This window comes from Marivita sp. (genome assembly GCF_017643905.1).
In the GTDB taxonomy this organism is placed as follows: domain Bacteria; phylum Pseudomonadota; class Alphaproteobacteria; order Rhodobacterales; family Rhodobacteraceae; genus Marivita.
Window position 1 is genome coordinate 1 of sequence record NZ_JAEPMO010000046.1, and the last position, 21160, is coordinate 21160.

Genomic DNA, 21160 nt, shown 5'->3' on the forward strand with positions numbered 1-21160 from the left:
CGGCCTGCCGAAAACCCGCTCCGGCAAGATCATGCGCCGCATCCTGCGCAAGATCGCCGAAAACGACTACGGCGCCCTCGGCGACACCTCAACACTCGCAGACCCCTCCGTCGTCGATGACCTCATCGAAAACCGGATGAACCGAGGGTGATGGTGATGGACGGAAGCACAACACCCACAATCGCGCCGGTTCTGATCCTGCTTGGCCCTCCGGGCGCAGGCAAAGGCACACAGGCCCGCATGCTGGAAGAACAGTTCGGCCTTGTCCAACTAAGCACCGGTGACCTGCTGCGTGCGGCGGTCGCCAATGGCACCGAGGCAGGCAAGGCGGCAAAGGCCGTGATGGAAGCGGGAGACTTGGTGAGCGACGATATCGTCATCGCCATCCTGCGCGACCGGATGGCGGATGCCGACTGTGCCAAGGGCGTGATCCTCGACGGGTTTCCGCGGACCACCGTACAGGCACAGGCGCTGGATACCCTGCTGGCCGAAAGTGGCCAGAAGATCGACGCGGCGGTCAGCCTTGATGTGGATGATGCCGCGATGGTCGACCGGATTTCCGGGCGGTTCACCTGCAGCGGCTGCGGCGAAGGCTATCACGACACGTACAAGGCCCCGAAAGTCGCGGGCCAATGTGACAAGTGCCAAGGCACCGATTTCAAACGCCGCGCAGATGACAACGCAGAAACCGTCGCCGCCCGCCTTGATGCATATCATGCCCAAACCGCCCCATTGATCGCATTCTACGACGCACAGGGTGCGCTCGCCCATGTGGATGCGATGGGAGCCATTGACGAGATCGCCACAACGCTTGGCGACATCGTTCGACGCGCCACCGCCTGAGCGGTAGCCAACCGCGGCCTCTGAGCTGCGTCACACAGGATACGTTCCCCGCCCTGCGGGGCGCGCTCAACGAGGGAAGAGGAGGATCCGCAGTGACGGACCATACATCACAATCAGCGCAGGCTGCTGGAAAGTCCGACGCGGGCTACTGGGCAGCAAACGTGCGCATCATCCTGGTGAGCCTGGTGATCTGGGCCATCTGTTCGTTCGGGTTCGGCATCCTGCTGCGCCCGATGCTTTCGGGCATTTCGGTCGGGGGCACCGATCTGGGCTTCTGGTTCGCCCAGCAGGGGTCGATCCTCGTCTTTCTGGCGCTGATCTTCTTCTACGCCTGGCGGATGAACAAGCTCGATAAAGAATACGGCGTGGACGAGGAATAAGGGTCATGGATCAGTTTACCATCAACCTGCTCTTTGTGGGCGCGTCCTTTGCGCTTTACATCGGCATCGCGATCTGGGCCCGCGCGGGTTCCACATCGGAATTCTATGCCGCCGGTCGCGGCGTGCACCCGGTCACCAACGGGATGGCAACCGCAGCCGACTGGATGTCTGCGGCCTCCTTCATCTCGATGGCGGGCCTCATCGCCTTTACCGGCTACGACAACTCGACCTTCCTGATGGGTTGGACAGGCGGTTACGTGCTTCTGGCGCTGCTGCTGGCCCCCTACCTGCGGAAGTTCGGCAAATATACCGTGTCTGAATTCATCGGGGACCGCTTCTACAGCCCGACCGCGCGCCTTGTGGCCGTGATCTGTCTGATCATCGCATCCGTGACCTATGTGATCGGCCAGATGACGGGTGTTGGCGTGGCTTTCGGCCGCTTCCTCGAAGTCAGTTCGACCACGGGCCTTCTGATCGGCGCGGTGATCGTGTTCGCCTATGCCGTGTTCGGCGGCATGAAGGGCGTGACCTACACGCAGGTGGCACAGTACGTCGTGCTGATCACCGCCTACACCATCCCGGCGGTCTTCATCTCGCTGCAGCTGACCGGCAACCCGATCCCGGGTCTTGGTCTCTTTGGCGATCACACTACGAGCGGAGAGCCGCTGCTTGTCACGCTGGATGCGCTGCTGCGTGATCTGGGCTTCAACGAGTACACGACCCACAACGGCGACACGTTCAACATGGTGCTCTTCACCCTGTCGCTGATGATCGGGACGGCAGGTCTGCCGCACGTGATCATGCGGTTCTTCACCGTGCCGAAAGTGTCCGACGCACGCTGGTCCGCAGGCTGGGCGCTTGTCTTCATTGCCCTGCTCTACCTGACGGCCCCGGCCGTGGGTGCGATGGCGCGCCTCAACATCACTGACATGTTCTGGCCGAACGGTGCCAACAGCGAACCGGTGAGCCTCGAGCGGATCGAGACCGATCCGCGCTATGACTGGATGGCCACATGGCAGAAGACCGGCCTTCTGGGCTGGGAAGACAAGAACGGGGATGGGCGGATCGCCTATTTCAACGACAAGAACCCGGAAGCTGTTGCCAAGGCACAGGCGGCAGGCTGGGGTGACGCGAACGAACTGACCAAGTTCAACAACGACATCCTTGTTCTGGCCAACCCGGAAATCGCCAACCTTCCCGGCTGGGTGATCGGACTGGTGGCTGCCGGTGGTCTTGCCGCCGCGCTGTCCACCGCTGCCGGTCTGCTTCTGGCCATCTCTTCGGCGGTGAGCCACGACCTTCTGAAAGGCCAGTTGACCCCGAACATGTCCGAAAAGAACGAGCTTCTGTCAGCACGGATTGCCATGGCGGTGTCGATTGCGGTCGCAACCTATCTGGGCCTCAACCCTCCGGGCTTTGCGGCGCAGACGGTGGCCCTCGCCTTCGGTCTGGCGGCGGCGTCGATCTTCCCGGCACTCATGATGGGCATCTTCACCAAGGTGAACAACAAGGGTGCGGTTGCGGGCATGCTGGCCGGTCTGATCACCACGCTGGTCTACATCTTCCTGCACAAGGGCTGGCTGTTCATTCCGGACACCAACAGCTTCACCGACGCAGACCCGCTTCTGGGCACCATCAAGTCGACCTCCTTCGGGGCGGTGGGTGCGATGATCAACTTCGCGGTGGCGTTCACCGTGTCGAAGATGACCGCACCGATCCCGCGCGAGATCGAAGAGCTGGTTGAAAGCGTCCGCATCCCCCGCGGTGCCGGTGCGGCTCAGGACCACTAAGCCAACAGGACGCGTCACCCTTCGGGGTGGCGCCCCCTGAAAACGCGGTCCCGCGCCGGTCGTCCGGGGCGGGACTTTTTCATAGGACGACAGGTCTTTTCATGACACGTGATTCCCTTTCGATGGCCCAGTTCCTGTCCGCGATCCATCCCTATGACGCGATGGAGCCGGCAGCCCTTCAGACCCTGATCGAGGCCTTCACCGTCAAGACCTTTGAGCCGGGTGAGGAGATCTATGCGCTGAACGCAGACTTGGAGGGATTGTTCGTCGTCTATCGCGGCGACGTGGAAATCCGCGACGAACATGATGTTCCGATCTCGCTGCTGGGTCCGCGAAATTCCTTTGGCGAACGTGGGCTGCTGCGCGACGGGGCCAGCGTGACCTCGGCACGGGCAGTGACCGAGACAACCCTCCTGATGCTGCCCGCACATCGGTTTCATCAGGCGATGCGCGACGATCCGGCTTTCCGCCGGTTTTTTGACCGCAGCCGGACCGAAAAACCGAACAAAGCCAATCTGGCCACCACCCCGGTCGAGGCGCTGATGGCGACCAGCCCGCTCACCTGCCCGCCCGCTACTGATGTCCAGACCGCTGCGCGCCTGATGCGCGATGCGCGCGTGTCGTCGATTTGCGTGGCTGAAGGCGATGTCTTGCAGGGGATCGCCACGATCCGCGACATGTCGGGCAAGGTTGTCGGCGATGCCCTGCCTTTTGACACACAGATTACCAAGGTGATGACCCCCGATCCCGTCACCCTGCCGCCATCCGCCATTGGATCGGACGTTCTGCACATGATGATGGAGCGGCGCATCGGGCATATCCCCGTCTGTCACGCAGGCAAACTGGTGGGGATCGTCACCCAGACCGACCTCACGCGGTTTCAGGCGGTCAGCTCGGCCGAGCTGGTGTCCGAGATCGCCCATTCGGACAGCGCCGAAGACATGGCGCAGGTTACGAAGCGCATTCCGCAACTGCTGGCGCAACTTGTGGCGGGTGGCAACCGGCACGAGGTCATCACACGGCTGATCACCGATGTGGCCGACACCGCGACGCGCCGTTTGCTCGCTCTGGCCGAAGGCAAGCTTGGACCGGCCCCTGTGCCCTATCTCTGGCTGGCCTGCGGATCACAAGGGCGTCAGGAACAGACCGGCGTCAGCGATCAGGACAATTGCCTGTTTCTGGATGACAGCGTGACCGATACCGACATGCCCTATTTCGAAGCGCTGGCGCGGTTCGTCTGCGACGGGCTCGACACCTGCGGCTATGTCTATTGTCCCGGCGACATGATGGCGACGAACCCGCGCTGGCGGCAACCGGTGCGCGTCTGGCGCGACTATTTCGCGGGCTGGATCAAGACGCCGAACCCGGAAGCGCAGATGCTGGCCAGCGTCATGTTCGACCTGCGTCCCATCGGTGGCGCGACCCGGCTGTTTGAGGATTTGCAGGCCGAGACCCTGCGCAAAGCCGCTGCAAACTCGATCTTCGTGGCGCATATGGTGTCGAACTCGCTCAAACACACACCGCCCCTTGGCCTGTTGCGCGGGTTTGCGACGATCCGGTCGGGCGAGCACAAGAACCAGATCGACCTCAAGCACAACGGCGTGGTGCCGGTGGTGGATCTGGGGCGCATCTACGCGCTGCAGGGCAAGCTGACCGCCGTCAACACGGCAGCCCGGCTTGACGCGGCGATCGCGGCAGACGTTCTCAGCACATCTGGCGGGCAGGATCTGCGGGACGCCTATGACCTGATCGCGGAAACTCGGCTCGAACATCAGGCAGCGCAGGTTCGGGCTGGTATCATGCCGGACAATTTCCTAAGCCCGACGGACCTGTCGGATTTTGAGCGAAGTCATCTTCGGGATGCCTTCGTGGTGATAAAGTCGCTGCAATCGGCAGTGGGACACGGGCGCGGCATGCTGAGTTGACGCGCGTCGTTTGGGAGGACGATAGATGTTTCTGGAACTGATCGCGGTCATCATCGCAGGCATCGCCGGTGCGGGTGTCATGATGCTGATCGCGCGAATGGCCGGTGGGCGCGTGCCCAAATGGCTGGTCCCCGTGGCAGCCGGCGCGGCGATGCTCGCCACCACGATCAGCAGCGAATACAGCTGGTACAGCCGCACCTCCGACGCGCTACCGGACGGCGTGGAGGTCGTTCAGACCGTCGAAGGCACGGCATTCTATCGGCCCTGGACCTATCTGGTGCCCTATACAGAACGCTTTATCGCGCTCGATACCGGGAATGTCCGCGCGAACTCGGACGATGCGGCGCTCTTTATGGCGGATGTCTATTTCTTTCAGCGGTGGAGCACCGTGCGGTCGGTCGAGTTGATGGTGAACTGCGCGACCGGACAGCGCGCTGATCCTGCGCTTGGCGATGGTGGCGATCCGGTCTGGCGCGACACGCCACAGGACGATCCAATCGTCACCGGCGTGTGTCGCAAGGGGTGACGCGATGTTGTCGAAGCTCAGCCTGCGTTTGCGCATCTTCCTGTTCTTCTGTCTTCTTGGTCTTGGCGGGCTTGCGTCCGTCGGTGTCGCCTTGTGGTTCGGCTATGTCCGCGCGCTGGAAACCACATTGGCCAACGGGTTTACCTTTGCCGCCATCCTTGCCGCGTTTCTGATCCTTGGGCTGACCGTCGGCATCTGGCTTCTGTTCGACGAAAACGTCGCCAAACCCATCGAACGGCTGGCGTCACAGATGCGGACCCGCGCCCATGCCGGGGTCGACGGCGCATTGGACATGAAAGCGGCGCGGTATCTGGGCGATCTCGCACCGGCGGCCTCGGCAGTTGCGCAGCAACTGAATGAAACGGCTTTGACCACGGCACAGGCAATCGCCACTGAAACCGCCCGGCTGACGGCTGAGAAAGCCCGCCTGACGGCGCTGCTGACCGAAATCCCCGTGGCGACGATCCTTGTCGGGTCAAGCGGCCAGATCGTGCTTTATGACGGACAGGCGGCCGAGGTACTGGCGCAGCTTGGCGTGCCGCGTCTGAACGCGCAGATCACCGAATATTTCGACCCCAAAAGCCTTGGGGCCGCAGTTGGAAAACTTGGCCGGACGGGCATGGATGTGCAGTTCACCGCACAGTCACAGGACGGCACGCAAAGCTTTGACACCAAACTGAAACCGATGGAGGGCGGCGGCTACCTCATGGTGATCGACAGCCAGACCCTCGACCTTTCACCAGACGCGCCGCGTCCGCTGGTCTATGATTTCGACCTGCTGGACCAGCGTCGTGGTGCCGCCGAGATGGACATTCTTGACCGCCCGCTTCGCAGCTTGTGTTTCTCGGTCTTCGACACTGAAACCACAGGGCTTTTGCCTCACAAGGACGATGTGGTGCAACTGGGTGCCGTGCGGGTGCTGAACGGGCGGATCGTTGACGGCGAACAGATCAACCAATTGGTCGATCCGGGTCGCCCGATCCCACCCGCCTCGACCAAGGTGCACAAGGTCACCGACGCGATGGTGCGCGGGCAGCCGGACATTCGTGCGGTGTCAAAACGGTTCCACGATTTCTCTCGTGACGCGGTGATCGTGGCACATAATGCGCCCTTCGACATGGCGTTCCTGCACCGTCAGGCCAAGGCCACGGGCGTCACATGGGACCATCCGATCCTCGACACAGTGCTCTTGTCCGCCGTGCTGTTCGGGGCCAGCGAACGCCATACGCTTGACGCGCTGTGCGAACGGCTCAACGTCACCATCCCGGTCGCGTTGCGGCACACAGCGCTGGGCGATGCGCGCGCTACGGCGGAGGTGCTCGTTAAGATGCTTCCGATGCTCGAGGCCCGCGGGTTGACGACCTTCGGTCAGGTGATCGAGGAGACGCGCCGGCATGGCCGCCTCCTCGAAGATCTCAACTGAGCGGCACCTTCTTGCGCAGGGTGCTGCGAGTGATGGCGAACACGGTCACGAAGGTCAGGAACCAGAAGAACCACGTGATCGGCCCCCGGAACAGGATGCTCGGGTCGCTGCCGGACATGAGCATCGCCTGACGGAAATTGTCCTCAAGCAGCGGGCCAAGGATGAACGCGATCAGGAATGGTGCAGCCGGGATGCGGTTGCGCATCATGATATAGCCGACCCAGCCCATGACGAACATCACGCCCACGTCGAAGATGTTGTTGTTCACGGCAAACACGCCGTAGATGCACAGGATCAGCACCCCCGGCATCAGGATGCGCTTGGGCACGTCCGCGACAAACCGGAACCCCCGGATCGCCACCGATCCAACGATCAGCAGGAACACGGAACTGACGATCAGGCCGATGAAGAGGCCATAGATGATGTCGACATTCAGGACGAACATCATCGGCCCCGGCTGAAGCCCGTGCACCATGAACGCGCCGATGATGATGGCGGTAATGACGTCACCGGGAACACCCAACGCCAGCAGCGGGATCAGCGTCGCCCCGGCCACGCCGTTGTTGCCCGCTTCTGATGCCGCCACGCCTTCAATCTCGCCCTTGCCGAAATTCTCCTTGTTCTTGGAGGTGCGCCGCGCCTCGGAATAGCTGAGGAAGGCTGAAGGGGCCGCCCCGATGCCGGGAATGGAGCCAAGGAACACGCCGATCATGCTACCCCGGATGATGGCCTTGAAGCTGTTCTTGTAATCGGCCCAGCTGCATCGCGATTTGCCCAGCGCCCGCGTGCGCCCCAGATGTGCCATCGGGTTCCACGCCATGTTGATGATCTCGGGAATGGCGAACAGGCCGATCAGAACCGCGATAAAGTTCAGCCCACCCATCATGTTCGGATTGCCAAAGGTGAAGCGATTGGTGCCGTAGACAAGGTCCAGTCCGATGGTCGCCAGCAGCAATCCGGCCAAGGCCGACAAGGCCCCACGCAGCAGGCTTTCGCCCGACACTCCGGCGATGATAGTCAGCGAAAAGAGGATGAGTGCAAAGAACTCAGGCGGTCCGAAATTGAGTGCAAAGGACGCAAGCCACCCGGCAAAGAGGATCAGGGCAAGGTTCGACACCGCGTCCGCCGTGCAGGACGCATAAAGCGCCATACCCAGCGCCCTGCCCGCCTCGCCCCGTTCGGCCATCGGATGACCGTCCAGGATCGTGGCCGAAGATGCAGGCGTGCCCGGCGTCTTGATCAGGATCGCCGGGATCGACCCACCAAAGATGCCGCCCTTGTAGACCCCGAGAAGCAGCAGGATCGCGTTGATCGGCGTCATCGCAAAGGTGAAGGGCAATGTCAGCGCGACAGCCATTGTCGCAGACAGGCCCGGAATGGCCCCGGCCACGACGCCAACAACAAGGCCGACAAACAGCATGAAGAACGCTTCGAAATTTCCGACCAGCGAAAAGCCAGCGGCAAGGCTGTCCATCAGGCTCATGGCAACCTCACGAAATTGCCCTGCGGGATCGCAACCCCCGCGACATGCGCAAAGAATGCGTAAAGCAAAAGCGGCACGATGACCGCGCAAACCACGGCCGCAACGGGATGGCGCGTGCGGAACAGAAACGCGCAGGCGGCAAAGGCCAGCATCGCGGTCCAGACCATGCCCAAAGTCGGTAGGCCAACCATCACAAGCACCATGATCACCGCCAATGCCCCAAGCCGCATCCATGGGGCAGACCCTTCGGGATGGACGGTCTCGTCATCCTCGAACGGGGTGTCCTTGGCCGAGGTCAAGGCATTTGCCAGCAGCCCCAGACCGACGATCACCGTCAAGCCCGCCAGCACATAGGGCCAGAACAGCGGCGACAGGATGATGTTGCCCACGTTCGACGGCGAGAACACGAAACTGGGGATGGCGTAGAAGATCAGGAACAAGGCGACGAGACAGGTGAATATCCCAAGTCGCAGATGCAGGGTTTTCTCGGACATGAGGCTGGGCGCTCCGCAGGTGGAAACGCCGGGGCCTGTCGGCCCCGGCGCGGGTCAGTCTTGGCTCAGGGGATCAGGATCAGCCCTCGATCCGCATGCCCAATTCGTCCACCAGCGCGCGGAACACCGAGTACTGATTGTTGATGAACTCGATCGCCTCGTCCGGGCTCATCACGTCGATGACCGAGCCCATGGAGCCCATCGTTTCCGCGAACTTGGCATCCTGCGCCGCTTCGGTGATCCAGTCGCCCCATTTGGCGCTCACATCATCCGGCAGGCCAGCCGGTCCGGCAATCCCTGTCCAGCCGACCAGAGCATTCAGGCGCGGCTTGCCCAGATCGTTGGCTGTCGGTGCGTCAAAGCCCACCACCGGCTCTGCCGTGGTCACCATCAGCGCCTTGAGCTGGTTGTTTGCCACAAAATTCGCCAGCGCCGATGTGTTCGTGCAGATGAATGTCGCGGTGCCGTTCAGAACAGCCGTTGCCGCAGCGCCCCCACCCTGCAGAGGAATATGCGTGGCTTGGGTCAGCGGGTCTTCCACACCGAATTCCTTGAGCACCATGGCACCCGCCAGATGCAGCAGCGATCCCACACCGGACGAGCTGTAGGTGACACCGCCCTCTGCGACCTTGGCGATCAGGTCATCCATCGATTCGATACCGCTGTTCGGGTTCACAGCGCAGGCGACCGGGTTGATTTCGTAGACGGTGACAAAGCGGAAGTCGTCAAGCGTGTAAGGCAAAGTTGCCTTCATCGCCGGGTTCACCGAATGCGAGCCAACGCGCGCAAACAGCATGGTGTAGCCATCGGGTTTTGCGTTCTGCACCGCAACCGAACCAGTTGCCCCACCCGCACCGGTGACGTTTGCCATGATGAGAGGTGTACCAGCCGCCGTGCCGAGCGCTTCCGCAATGGTGCGCGCGGAAATATCCGTTGCCCCACCTGCACCGTAGGGGATGATCATGTTGATCGGGCGTTCCGGGTATTCGGCCATAGCCGCACCCGCCATCAGGCCCACCCCGACCGCCAATACAGAACCAAGTGTCCGTAGTTTCATTGTTTCCTCCTCCCAAAATGAACTTCGACCCTATTGCGGGCTCTTGACTTACGTTAACCTTAAGTAGAGCTTTGACGAAGTAATAAAAAATTACAAGTTCTGTAAGCAAAACGAACAGAAATGCCGATATGTCGATCCGATTGCTCAAAACGCTGGTTGCAGTTGCCGACCACAAGACATTCAGCGCCGCCGCGGATGCGGTGTTCATCACCCATGCCGCCGTCAGCCAACAGATGCGGACGCTGGAAACCGAACTCGGCATCCCGCTGTTCGACCGCAGCCACCGGACACCCGAGCTGACGCCTTTGGGACGTGCTGTCGTCGCGCGTGCGCGCAAGCTGGTCGCAGAGTACGACAACCTTGTGCCATCGGTACTGGGCGATGACGGGCTGACGGGTGAAGTCGTCCTTGGTGCGGTGCCGACAACGCTCATTGGCCTCGCACCACTGTCGATGTCGATCCTGCGTGCGCAGTTTCCCGACCTGCGGGTGCGGATCACTCCGGCCCTTACCTCGGCGTTGCTGTCGGGGCTGGACCGCGGGTATTACGATGTCGCCATTGTCACCAAGCCGGTTCTGATGCCGCTGGGCCTTGTCTTTCTCGAGATCGCGGAAGAGCCGCTGCACCTTATCACAGGTTCTGAAGTCATCGAAACAGACCCTGTTAAAATCCTGGAAACACAGCCCTTTATCCGCTTCAACCGCGATGCCGTTGTGGGCACGCTGATTGAGACCTGGCTGCAGGAAAACGGCATCCGCGTCAGCGAGGCGATGGAGCTGGAAAACCTCGAAGCGATTTCGAGCATGGTGCATGCGAACCTCGGCGTGTCCATCGTTCCGCGCCCCTGCGTGTCACGTCCCTATGCGATTCCGCTCAATCGCCTGACACTTGGACCAAAAGCACCGATGCGCGTCCTTGGTCTGGCCTATCGAAAAGAGCACCCAAAGCTGCGCGTGATCGAAGAAATCCATGCCGCTCTCTTGCGCGCGGTCAATGACCATGTGGCCGGATCAGCAGCAGAAAAGTCCGAAGCACAATGACGGCAGAGGCGATCCTGTTCATCACCCTCGGCGCTATTGCCGGAGGCTTCGTCAACGGACTGGCTGGTACAGGCACGGCACTCTTTGCGCTGGGTTTCTTTCTGGTGGCACTCGATCCGATCAGTGCGGTGGCCGTCGTTTCGCTGATGTCTGTGGTGACGGGCATTCAAGGGTTGTGGGTGGTGCGCGAGGCGCTGACCCGGAATGTGCCGCGCCTGATGCGGTTTATCATTCCCGGCCTTTTGGGTGTGCCTGTCGGCATCTCCCTGCTCAGCTTCATCGACGCGGATACGCTCAAGCTGGTAATCGGCGTGCTTTTGCTGATTTACGGCGGCTTCTTCAGCTTCCGTGCGAACCTGCCCAAGTTCGAACGCCGCACGCCGGTGCTTGATTCCCTGATCGGGTTCACCGGCGGTGTGTTGGGTGGCATGGCCTCGCTGTCAGGCGCGCTGCCGGTAATCTGGTGTTCGATGCGCCCGTGGCCCAAGGCCGAAACCCGCGCCGTGTTGCAACCTTTCAACGTAAGCGTGCTGTTTACCACCACGGTCATGCTGTGGTGGCGCGGGGCATATGACACGGCAACCGTGACCGCCTTTCTGATCGCCCTGCCCACATCTCTGATTGCCGCACAGATCGGCATTGCGGTTTTCCGGCGCATCTCGGACAACATCTTCAGGCGGCTGCTGATCGGGCTGTCCCTTCTTTTGGGGCTGGGCATCCTGATCCGCGCGCTCGCTTGACCATAACCTGACCCGGAGATCGACACGTGCTGACACTCTACTATGCCAAGGGATCATCCGCCCTCGCCCCGCATATCCTGCTGGAAGAGGTCGGCGCGGAATACGCGGTTCACGAGGTGCCAATCGCCAAAGGGGCAAATACCGAACCCGCCTATCTTGAGATCAACCCCAAGGCCCGCGTGCCCGCGCTGATGACGCCAAATGGCGTGATCACCGAGAACCCCGCGATCCTGACGTATATCGCGGCGATCCATCCGTAGGCCCACATGCTGCCCGACACCCCGTTTGAGCGGGCCGAAGCGGACGCGCTTTGTGCCTATTTGTGCGCGACGGTGCATGTGGCCTTTGCTCACCTGCTGCGCGGCGCCCGTTGGGCCGACAGCCCTTAGGCGCACGAGGCCATGAAGGCCAAGGTGGCCAGCAACCTGCGTGACTGCGCCAAGGTCGTCGAAACCCACCACCTCAAGGGGCCATGGGCGATGGGCGACCGCTATACGTTTTGCGATGCCTACCTGTTCCTGATGCCGCGCTGGATGGACAAGGCCGGTGTGGACCTGTCCGACTACCCGAAACTCGCCGCGCATCACGATGCGATGCTGCACCGCCCGGCAACGCTGGCGGTGATGGCGATACACGGCATATAGATCACGTCACAACCGGGGCCGGCAAGCCGTCGATCCTCACATTGACGCAGGCCGGCCTGCCCGATGCGATGGCCCGGCGCAGGGCGTCAGGCAGATCAGACAGATCGGTCACATAGGCGCCGAAGCCGCCCAAGGCGGTGACCGCCTCGTCGTAGCGTGCCTCGCTCAGGTCGCAACCGTGCAGACGGTCGCTGCCGAATTCGCGCATCTGGATCTGGTGTTCGGCGTTCCACCGCAGGTCATTGCCGATCACCCCGACGAAGGGCAGGTTTTCCCGCACCGCCGTTTCGAACTCGGGTAAGTGGAACCCGGCCGTGCCATCCCCCATGAGCGCCACGACAGTCGCCTCCGGGTCCGCGGCGCGTGCAGCCATCGCGTAGCAGATGCCACCCCCTATCGCCCCCGACACGCCGTTGATGATCCGGCGCGGGGAAGACACGCTGGCCTGCGCCCATTGGCCGAATTCACCTCCATCGCAGACCAGAATCGGGTTTGGCACCTCTCGCATCACCGCATGAACAGCGGCGCATAAGGTGTTGGAATTGAGGGCATCACCTGCCCCGTCATTGCTCCGCCGCGCACAGGCCGCACGCACAGCGCCTAACCAATCGCCGTCGCGGTCTGTGTCCGAGCCAAAGGCCAACCCCCGCGCCACATCCACCGGATCAGCCTCGATGCTGCGGGTCAGCCGTTCGGCACAATTGCGCCGCGCACGGGACAGTTCTTCGGGATCTGCATGCACCACCGCCCAACCGGCCTTTGGCGCCGCCGCCCCGAACTGAAGAGTGAAATCCATCGGTTTGCCCAAAAGGAGAACGCGGTCCGCCTCGGCAAAGACCTGCGCCACGGCGCCCAGCGACGGGTCCTTCAACCCACGCGGGCTTTCCATCACCACCACAGGCGCGCCCGTCGCCTGTTCCACCCGCGCCGTCAGACCCGGTTGCCGAGTCGCGTTGAGTGACGGGCCGAAGACGATCATCGGGCGCTGTGCTGCGTGCAGCCAGTCGCGCAGGGCAGAGACATTTGTCGGCTCCGACGGTGAGATCGAGAGTGTCGTGGCCGTCTCGGCCTCGGCCAGAACGATATCCGCAGGCAGGGACACATGCACCGGACCGGGCCGCCCCTGCAGGGCCACGCGCACCGCTTTGTCGATCACCTCGGCCAGATCGGCAGCCCGCGTCACCCGCACCGACCATTTGGTCAGCGACCGGGTCAGCGCGACCTGATCCATCTCCTGAAACGCGCCTTGCCCGTCTTTGCCAACCGGGCTGTCCCCGCTCAGCAGCAGCACCGGCGTGTCAGACGCCCGCGCGGTCAGGAGCGGGCCAAGAGCGTTCCCGAGTCCCGCCCCTGCGGTGACCAGCGCCACGCCCACCCTACGCGACAGTTGCGCATAGCCTTCGGCCATGTAGACCGCTGCCGCCTCGTGCCGCGTATGATAGAGTCGGATGCCCGCCTCGAGGCTGGCATCGAAAAGCGGCATGATCTGGTTGCCCGAGAGCGCGAAGATGTCCTTGACCCCATGCGCCGCAAGGGTCTGCATCACCACATCCGCACCGCGCGTCATGTGTCGGCCTCGGCCACGTGCACGCGCACGCGGTGGACGGAATTGTTGGCAAATCCCGCCATGTCGAACGGAGCCTCCAGTGGTTGTGTATTGCCGTTAGCATCGGTGGCGCGGCACGCGAGGTCATAAACGCCCGGCGTTGCATCCCAGTCGATGCGCCAGCCGGTCCAGGCGTAAGTGTCGGGACGACCGATCAGTTCAGCGTCCTGCCATGTGTCGCCTAACAGCACCTGCACCCGCGTGATCGGCACACCTCCACCAGACCAAGCGCGCCCTTCCAGCGTCACGCGCCCCGCCTGCACCCATCGCTGCCGCGTCACCCAATCGGGCACGCCCGGGGGTTTCATCAGCGACTTGACCCGGATCGTGGTGACCGGCGTGCCGGGGTCTTTCTCGTCCTTGCGCAGACGGTAGGTCTGCACCTGCTGGAACCCTTGGTAGCGCTCGGTCAGCGCCTCAATCGTCGTCAGCCATTTGACCGACGCCATCCCGTACCAGCCCGGAACGATAATGCGCAAAGGCGCGCCATGCTGCGGCAGAAGTGGCTGACCGTTCATGCCCCAAACCAGCATCACCTCAAGGTCTGCGATCTGCGCGGGCGTCAGGCTGCGGCCAAAGTAATGCGCCTGGCCTTTGTCGAAGCCGAAATCAGCCCCGAGGAACGCGAAATCCTGCACGCCGCTCTGCGGTTTTGCCCGCTCCAACAGCGGCGCAAGCGGCGTGCCAGTCCATTCCGAGGTGCCGACCGCCTCGTACATCCACGGCATCGAGAAACAGCGCGGGCTGACCCCGGCGCGACCGTTCCCCGCACATTCGAGCGTCACGGGGCGTGTCACCTGCGGCAGCGCGCGGATCTCGTCCATACCAAGCGCATAGGGCGCATCAAACGCGCCTTCAAAGGTCAGCACATGCTCGGCCTCCGTCAGCACCGGCACATCGAAATGGTTGAGCAGGTAATGCGTGCCCGTGGGCGTGATCTCCAGCCCCAAAGTCTCCAGCAACGCGCCCGAATTGCGGTTCGCAAGTGCCACTTCCTCAGGCGAGAACACGCCTTCCGTCACCTCCGGGCGCTTGGCCCCCGGCGCAAATGGGTTCTGGATCATATCACCTCGTCCGACCGGTCGTCGCTTTCGCCGTAGCGCTTGAGCACGGCGGGTTTCGTGCCTTCATACACCCGCTCGATATTCTGCGCGATCTTGGCATTCTCCCGTTCGAACAGGCAATCGCCATTCATGTCAGAGGCGACGATAAATGGCCCCATCTTGTTGCATTTGATGACCCATATGGCCTGTGCAAGACCAAGTTCTTCGTTCCAATGCACCGCTTCGACATTCTCCACCCCGCGCCCCAGAAGCGCCCCGGTGCCATAGCCCACGGTCGAAAGGTAGACCGCGCCATTCGGCACGAAGTAGGATTTGTAATCCTTGGAGGTCATGCCACCCTTGCCGATAATCAGCTTCGCGCCGGTCTTCTCCATCCATTCCGGCAACCATTTGGCAAAGCGGAACGACGCTGTGGCCGTGACAGCCCCCATGTCGAAACTGCCATCGGCGTTGATCCGCGCGGCAGGGGAGCAATGAAAGTTCGCGGCACTTTCGGACGGCAACTCCATGGGAATGTTTGCCTTATCCTCCAGCGCGCGCATGTAAACGCCTTCACGGGCAGTGTACATCAAACCGTCCAGATAGACGATGTCGCCCAGCCGAAGCTCGGCAATCGCCTCGGGTGTGGGTGTGGTGGAGAGGCGTATCTCGCGCGGTTTCATGACGTGACCTTTTCAATCGAATTGGCAACAATGTCAGCCGTGTGCTGGCCGAGCGTCGGCACCGGCTGAAGGTGGGCCGGCGCCCAAGGCGCATCAAACGGCAGGCCGGGCGCGCGGACGGTCATGCCAAGCTGCGGCACCTCCAGCGGCAACCATGCGCGGCTGGTCTTCATCTGCCGATGATCCAGCGCCTCGGCCAGAGTCCGCACCTTTGCCGCTGGCACGTTGGCGGCGGACAGCCGGTCTTCCCAGGTCTGCGCGTCCTGCGTGAGGAAGATAGCCCGCAGCGCCTCGGCGATGCGAGTGTCGTCCGTGTCCTCTGCCAGATCGGGCCGACCCACTGCCGCACAGAGGCGCTTGGCCTGCGCGGGCGTGTTGGCCGTGATGACCAGCGATCCCTCGGCGGTGTCGAACCGTCCAGAAAACGGCGTGTCGGCAAAGGCGCGGTTGCCTTCAAGGCCGCGCAACTGGCCGGTTGTTTCGTGATGGATCGCATAGGCCCCCATGAAGGTGGTCATGGCGTCCAGCATCGACACGGACAGGCGCTGAGCCTCGCCCGGTTTGCGCGCCTTTTGCAGCAAAGCACCGAGCAAAGCCGCCACCAAGGCCTGGCCCGCGACATAGTCCACGATGGGCAGACCCACCCGCATTGGCCCGCTGCCAGGCTCTCCGGTCATCGCCATCAAGCCGCTGATGCCTTGCAGGATGTGATCGTATGCGGGGCGGTCTGACAGAGGCCCCTCGGCACCATACCCATTGAGGCTGGCATAGATGATGTCGGTACGGACCTTTCGAACAGCGTCGAACCCGACGCCCAGCCGGTCAACCACGCCGGGACGGAAGTTTTCCACCATCACATCGGCCGTCTTGGCCAGTTCCAGAAGCTGGCCGCGTTGATCGGGGTCCTTCAGATCAAGAACGATGGACCGTTTCCCGCTGTTCTGGCTCAGGAAGGACGCGCCCAGCCCCGCGTCCTTCATCGCCTGCGTCCCCCCGTGGCGGCGGACGAAATCGTCGCTGTTCGGGCGCTCGCCCCGGATCACATCGGCCCCCATCAGGGCCAGTTGCCCCGTCGCATATGGCCCGGCCAGCACATGGGTCAGGTCGAGGATGCGCACACCGGTCAGGGGACCGTCGGCATTCATTCCGCCGCCTCGCGGATCGGTTCCCAATCGACGGTCTCGCGGCGCTGATAAGGAGTGAACCAGTCCGGATCGGTGCGATGCTCGACCCGGCCATCGGGATAAATCCGCGCAACAGCCCGGCGCGAGGACAGGCAGAAGGCATGCACCGACATGGGCATCCCCCCGGTGTGGCAGTAGCCCACCTCGATATTGCAATCGATCACCATGTTCTTGCCGACAAAGCCCATCGCGCCCATGCCGATGGAGTTACCCAATTCCTTGAACTCCTCCTCCATCTCGGCGATGCGCGGGTCCGAATTGCGGCTGCCCACGGTGCGCAGCACGGAGGCGCGCTTGCCCAAAGTCATGCAGATGTCCTTGCTGCCCCCCAGCCCGATCCCGATGATCGCCGGCTGACAGGCCAGACCCCGCTTGCCAAAGGCCATCAGACTGTCGAGGTAGAAGCGCTTGATCCCCTGAATGCCATCGGACGGGAACAGCATCCGGTAATCGGTTCCGAACAGCCCGCCCTTGTGAACGGTGATCAGGTCGATCCACTCTCCTTCCGGTTCAAACCCGTATTCGATCTCGGGCGCACCGATCCCCACATTGTTGTTGTGATCGGTCCGCCAGAGCGGATGCACCCGGTTCGGGCGTAGCGGCACACTGTTGGTCGAGATGGCCGTCGCCCGTCGCAGCGCGGTTTCCAGAGCGCACATGCCGCCCTCGACCCTGGCGTCATTGCCCAGTTTCACGAACCAGCGCGGCACGCCGGTGTCGCCACACATCGCGCGGCGGTCTTCCTTGGCCGCCTCGTAATTGTCGAGCATCGCCTTGAGAACAAAGGACGACAGGTCGCCGTTTTCGGTCTCTGCGGCCTTCTTGAGACCGTCGAGATAATCCTCCGGAATCTCGATGGCGGCCTTGTCCATCAGGGCTTCGGCGGTTTTCTGGATCAGGTCGATCGGGATCATGCTGTGCCTCCGACTGTCTTCTGAAGCGTCATCCTAGGGCGTGACCCGAAGGTCTCTGACCATTGAGGTCCTCGAGGCAAGCCCGAGGAGGACGAATACCAACCAGCCATCACTGCGCCGCCACCAATGTCTCCGGCTCCCCCTCGGGCAGCACGGTTTCGCCCGGACGCACGATGGTGAACTGCACATCCTCGCGCCCCACCTCGACCACGCCATCCACCTGCCGCGCGACGGTGAAATAGCTGTCCTCCATCGCGCCTGCGTCGGGGAAATCCTCGCGGTAATGCGCCCCGCGCGAATTTTCCCGCGCGAGTGCCGCCTTGGTGATCACCTCGGAAATATCGCAGAGCGACCGCAGGTTCAGCCAGTCGTGCCAGGTGAGGTTGAACGCCAGATTGTCGGCGGCAACCCCCACATCGCCCAGCGCGTCCGAGATCTCGGCAATCCGCCCAAGTCCGCGCTTCAGCCCGGCCTCGGTGCGCATCACGCCAACCTCGTCCCACATCGCCTCCTGCAATTGCTTGCGCAGCGGCAGCACCAGCTCGGGCTTGCGCGTCAGCGGATGACACGCGCGCATCAACTCCGCTTCCATGACGCTCTCATCCGGATCACGCAACGCGCCCATGCCGCGAATATCGACCCCCATCACGTCGCCCGCGATGCCGCCATAAACGGTCGAATTCGCAACTCCGTTGCCACCCAACCTGTTCGACCCATGCGCGCCGCCTGCGTCCTCCCCGGCTACATAGAGACCTTCCATCGCCGTGCGTGTGTCCACGTCGACCACCACGCCGCCCATGAAGTAATGCGCCGTTGGCACGACCTCGACCTTGCCCGCAGCCAGATCAAAGCCACTATCGGCACAGCGCTTGACCATGCCCTTGAACTTTTCGCGTACGAAATCCGGCCCGAGATGGGACATGGAGATGAACACGCCCTCTTGTTCCGGGTTATTGTTCTTGCGCATCTCCGCATAGATGCCCCGGCTGACCACATCGCGGGTCGCGCGTTCGCCCTTGGCGTCATAGTCGAACATGAAACGCTGGCCCGCGTGGTTCACCAGTTGCCCCCCGGCCCCACGCAACCCTTCCTCCAGCACCGTGCCGGTCATCCGCGTGTGATCACCCGCCAAGAGCCCGGTCGGATGGAACTGCACCATTTCCATATCGCGCAGCGGCAGACCGACACGCAGCGCCATGGCAAGGCCGTCCATCGTCTTGTCACCGGACGGCGTATGGTACTTGTACATGGTCGGGCCACCGCCCGTCGCCATCAGCACCGTCTTTGCGCGCACGAAGCGGAACCGCCCGGTGCGCATGTCGATCATCAGCACACCCGCCAGCGCCGAACCGTCCTTCGTCGGGATCAGGCCAATCGCGCGGTGTTCCTGCAACTTTTCCACCGGGCGCGACAGAACCTGTTCCATCAGACGGTTGATGATCTCGATCCCCGTCAGGTCGCCTTTGTGAACGGTGCGGTCCGCGGTCTGCCCGGCAAACGCCTTCTGGTGCAGCGACCCATCCGCGTTGCGGTCGAAGAAGCAGCCGATCTCGTTCTCCAGCTCGCGGATGCGCACGACGGCCTGTTCGCAAAGCCGCCACGCCATGTCCTGATTGGGCAGCCATTTGCCACCCTCGATGGTGTCCATGAAATGCCGCTCAACGCTGTCGCCATTTCCCAGCGCCACGTTGTAGCCGCCCTGCACCATTCGTGTGCAGCCGCATTTGCCGATCAACCCCTTGACCGCGATGGTCACTTTGGTGCCCTCGGGTGCGCTCTGCATCGCGTGGAGGGCGGCGAACATGCCCGCCCCGCCCGTGCCGAGGATCAGAATGTCGGTGTCGTGCCGGTCGATGTCTTTTGTCGAAAACATATCAGATCGCCTGCAAGAGGAAGGTTGTGGAGACAAGGAACGACCCGGCCACCGCCGCTGCCGCCCATGTCTTTTGCGGCGCGGACCACGGCAGCCATTCCAGCGCGATCAGGCGCAGCCCGCCAAAGAGATGCACCGCCAGAAGGAACACCAGACCGAACTCGGCGGCCTTGACCAGCGGCATCTCGGTCAGCGTCAGGAACGCGTCCAGCTTGGCCGCGTCGTTCAGAGCATAGGATAGCACCCAGAAATGCAGCGGCAGGAAGAGCGCAAGGCCCAGACCCGAGAGCCGGTGCAGCAGATAGGCCAGCCAAAGCGGATGGGCGCGCGCGACCTTCATGCCGTCACCGCCCAGACCGCCTGCGCGCCCAGCGCCAGAAGGCCCAGCCCGATCACCGCCGACACCGCATCCCGCGCGCCGCCGCGCAGACCCGCCCATTCGCCAAGAATGGTGCGCAGTCCGATGGTTGCGTGGATCGACACAGCCACCACGAAGAGGCCGTAGAAGGCGAACCAGAAGGCCGATCCCTGGGTCCGACCCAATATTTCCGCCGCCGACAGCCCGCCTTGGATGGCATAGATCATCACGCCGATATGCACGATCACGAACGGTGCCATCACCAAAGCTGACAAGCGCTGCGCCATGTAGAGGTGAAATTCACTCATTTCCGCCCCCCGAAAAACCGCTTTGCCGTGGCCCGCTTAAGCCCAAGAATGGCCGAAAGTGGATCCAGCTCGTTCGGGCAATAGGTCGTGCAGGACCCCATCGAATGGCAGGAATGACAGCCCCCCTTGCCCGACACCGCATCAAGGATCGCATCTTTGTTCGCGTCTTTGGCGTCGTTGTACAAAGTCCACGCCCGTTGCAGCGCGGCGGGGCCAAGGTAATCGGGATTGCCCGCCACTGTGTCACAGGCCGAATAGCAGACCGAACAGTTGATACATTCGATCCCCGCATTCGCCTCCTGCCGCTCCATTGTCACTGGATCAATCGGCTCAATAGCGTCGTCCCGCGTGCGGGTCGGGTGATGCATTCCTTCGGCAGACACCCATTTGTCAAAGAACGGGTCCATGTCGGCGGCCAGATCCTTGATCACCGGCAGGTTCCGCAGCGGACCAACCTCGATCGCATTGCCGTCGAGAACCTTGCTCACATGGGTGCGGCAGGTCCAGCGCGGCACACCGTTGACCATCATCGCGCAGCTTCCGCACATACCCACACGACAGGCGAAACGGTAAGTCAGGGTCGGGTCTGCATTCTGTTGAATCCATGACACCACGTCCAGAACCGTCTGGTTGTCATAGGCCGGAACCTCGAATGTCTGGGGCCGCATGGGCGCGCCGGGGCCTCCGCGTTGCACCGTCACAGTCAAGTGGTCTCGCTCTGGCACCTGAGAGCCCGCCTTTCGTCATTCCCAATGATAAAGACTAGAATAACGGTCAGCTACGGTAACGAAAAGGCAAATAATTTAACCGTATTTGTAAGTGATACTTTCAAAACGTAAGCGCACC

General features: G+C 62.4%; 22 protein-coding genes. 10 read left to right on the forward strand and 12 right to left on the reverse strand.

Features of this window, described 5'->3' with window-relative positions; genetic code table 11:
• Nucleotides 1–156: 156 nt before the first annotated feature.
• The 6 genes from JJ869_RS09160 to JJ869_RS09185 all read left to right on the forward strand — a co-directional run bounded on the left by JJ869_RS09160 (nt 157) and on the right by JJ869_RS09185 (nt 6887).
• Entirely contained in the window at nt 157–843 is a 687-nt protein-coding gene (locus JJ869_RS09160; RefSeq protein WP_292266374.1) for an adenylate kinase, read from the forward strand.
• 92 nt (nt 844–935) lie between these two features.
• Nucleotides 936–1223: a DUF4212 domain-containing protein gene (locus JJ869_RS09165; protein WP_292266377.1), complete on the forward strand. Its 288-nt coding sequence runs from the start codon at nt 936–938 to the stop codon at nt 1221–1223.
• A gap of 5 nt (nt 1224–1228) precedes the next feature.
• Nucleotides 1229–3013 carry a sodium:solute symporter family protein gene (locus JJ869_RS09170; RefSeq protein ID WP_292266379.1) on the forward strand — a complete coding sequence of 595 codons (1785 nt, stop codon included), beginning with the start codon at nt 1229–1231 and terminating at the stop codon, nt 3011–3013.
• A gap of 101 nt (nt 3014–3114) precedes the next feature.
• Nucleotides 3115–4938, forward strand: a complete 1824-nt coding sequence (locus JJ869_RS09175; protein ID WP_292266380.1) for a DUF294 nucleotidyltransferase-like domain-containing protein — start codon at nt 3115–3117, stop codon at nt 4936–4938.
• Nucleotides 4939–4963: 25 nt separating this feature from the next.
• The gene (locus tag JJ869_RS09180; protein WP_292266382.1) at nt 4964–5464 is read left to right on the forward strand and encodes a hypothetical protein; all 501 of its coding nucleotides are present in this window, start codon (nt 4964–4966) and stop codon (nt 5462–5464) included.
• A 4-nt stretch (nt 5465–5468) separates the two neighbouring features.
• On the forward strand, nt 5469–6887 hold the full coding sequence (locus tag JJ869_RS09185) for a 3'-5' exonuclease (protein WP_292266383.1): 1419 nt from the start codon (nt 5469–5471) through the stop codon (nt 6885–6887).
• On the opposite strand, the gene JJ869_RS09190 is transcribed toward JJ869_RS09185, so the two are convergent.
• The 3 genes from JJ869_RS09190 to JJ869_RS09200 all read right to left on the reverse strand — a co-directional run bounded on the left by JJ869_RS09190 (nt 6880) and on the right by JJ869_RS09200 (nt 9921).
• Nucleotides 6880–8370 (reverse strand): tripartite tricarboxylate transporter permease, encoded by a 1491-nt coding sequence (locus JJ869_RS09190; RefSeq protein ID WP_292266385.1) that lies wholly within the window; start codon nt 8368–8370, stop codon nt 6880–6882. The two genes, JJ869_RS09185 and JJ869_RS09190, sit on opposite strands and share 8 nt — an antisense overlap.
• The gene (locus JJ869_RS09195; RefSeq protein ID WP_292266389.1) at nt 8367–8864 is read right to left on the reverse strand and encodes a tripartite tricarboxylate transporter TctB family protein; all 498 of its coding nucleotides are present in this window, start codon (nt 8862–8864) and stop codon (nt 8367–8369) included. Before JJ869_RS09195 ends, JJ869_RS09190 begins: the two co-directional genes overlap by 4 nt.
• A gap of 79 nt (nt 8865–8943) precedes the next feature.
• On the reverse strand, nt 8944–9921 hold the full coding sequence (locus JJ869_RS09200; protein WP_292266390.1) for a tripartite tricarboxylate transporter substrate binding protein: 978 nt from the start codon (nt 9919–9921) through the stop codon (nt 8944–8946).
• A gap of 128 nt (nt 9922–10049) precedes the next feature.
• Here JJ869_RS09200 and JJ869_RS09205 point away from each other — a divergent pair, with 128 nt between their 5' ends.
• The 4 genes from JJ869_RS09205 (at nt 10050) to JJ869_RS09220 (ending at nt 12345) form a co-directional block, all read left to right on the forward strand.
• Nucleotides 10050–10961, forward strand: a complete 912-nt coding sequence (locus JJ869_RS09205; RefSeq protein WP_292266393.1) for a LysR family transcriptional regulator — start codon at nt 10050–10052, stop codon at nt 10959–10961.
• Nucleotides 10958–11701 (forward strand): sulfite exporter TauE/SafE family protein, encoded by a 744-nt coding sequence (locus tag JJ869_RS09210; RefSeq protein ID WP_292266394.1) that lies wholly within the window; start codon nt 10958–10960, stop codon nt 11699–11701. The genes JJ869_RS09205 and JJ869_RS09210 overlap by 4 nt, the downstream gene beginning before the upstream one ends.
• Nucleotides 11702–11727: 26 nt before the next feature.
• Nucleotides 11728–11961: a glutathione S-transferase N-terminal domain-containing protein gene (locus JJ869_RS09215; protein ID WP_292266395.1), complete on the forward strand. Its 234-nt coding sequence runs from the start codon at nt 11728–11730 to the stop codon at nt 11959–11961.
• A gap of 141 nt (nt 11962–12102) precedes the next feature.
• Entirely contained in the window at nt 12103–12345 is a 243-nt protein-coding gene (locus tag JJ869_RS09220) for a glutathione binding-like protein (RefSeq protein WP_292266396.1), read from the forward strand.
• 1 nt (nt 12346) lies between these two features.
• Here JJ869_RS09220 and JJ869_RS09225 read toward each other — a convergent pair whose 3' ends face one another.
• From JJ869_RS09225 to JJ869_RS09265, 9 genes are all read right to left on the reverse strand, one after another.
• Nucleotides 12347–13912: a thiamine pyrophosphate-binding protein gene (locus JJ869_RS09225; RefSeq protein WP_292266397.1), complete on the reverse strand. Its 1566-nt coding sequence runs from the start codon at nt 13910–13912 to the stop codon at nt 12347–12349.
• Nucleotides 13909–15015, reverse strand: a complete 1107-nt coding sequence (locus tag JJ869_RS09230) for a sulfite oxidase (protein ID WP_292266400.1) — start codon at nt 15013–15015, stop codon at nt 13909–13911. Before JJ869_RS09230 ends, JJ869_RS09225 begins: the two co-directional genes overlap by 4 nt.
• Nucleotides 15012–15677: a fumarate hydratase C-terminal domain-containing protein gene (locus JJ869_RS09235; RefSeq protein ID WP_292266402.1), complete on the reverse strand. Its 666-nt coding sequence runs from the start codon at nt 15675–15677 to the stop codon at nt 15012–15014. Before JJ869_RS09235 ends, JJ869_RS09230 begins: the two co-directional genes overlap by 4 nt.
• Nucleotides 15674–16822 carry a CoA transferase gene (locus tag JJ869_RS09240; protein WP_292266405.1) on the reverse strand — a complete coding sequence of 383 codons (1149 nt, stop codon included), beginning with the start codon at nt 16820–16822 and terminating at the stop codon, nt 15674–15676. Before JJ869_RS09240 ends, JJ869_RS09235 begins: the two co-directional genes overlap by 4 nt.
• On the reverse strand, nt 16819–17775 hold the full coding sequence (locus JJ869_RS09245; RefSeq protein ID WP_292266408.1) for a fumarate hydratase: 957 nt from the start codon (nt 17773–17775) through the stop codon (nt 16819–16821). The genes JJ869_RS09240 and JJ869_RS09245 overlap by 4 nt, the downstream gene beginning before the upstream one ends.
• A gap of 109 nt (nt 17776–17884) precedes the next feature.
• Nucleotides 17885–19648 carry an FAD-binding protein gene (locus JJ869_RS09250; RefSeq protein WP_292266409.1) on the reverse strand — a complete coding sequence of 588 codons (1764 nt, stop codon included), beginning with the start codon at nt 19646–19648 and terminating at the stop codon, nt 17885–17887.
• Nucleotide 19649: 1 nt separating this feature from the next.
• A complete protein-coding gene (locus tag JJ869_RS09255) occupies nt 19650–19988 on the reverse strand; it encodes a succinate dehydrogenase (RefSeq protein WP_292266411.1) in 339 nt (112 codons plus the stop codon).
• Nucleotides 19985–20314 (reverse strand): succinate dehydrogenase, encoded by a 330-nt coding sequence (locus tag JJ869_RS09260; protein WP_292266413.1) that lies wholly within the window; start codon nt 20312–20314, stop codon nt 19985–19987. The genes JJ869_RS09255 and JJ869_RS09260 overlap by 4 nt, the downstream gene beginning before the upstream one ends.
• A complete protein-coding gene (locus tag JJ869_RS09265; RefSeq protein WP_292266415.1) occupies nt 20311–21021 on the reverse strand; it encodes a 2Fe-2S iron-sulfur cluster-binding protein in 711 nt (236 codons plus the stop codon). The genes JJ869_RS09260 and JJ869_RS09265 overlap by 4 nt, the downstream gene beginning before the upstream one ends.
• Nucleotides 21022–21160 lie beyond the last annotated feature (139 nt).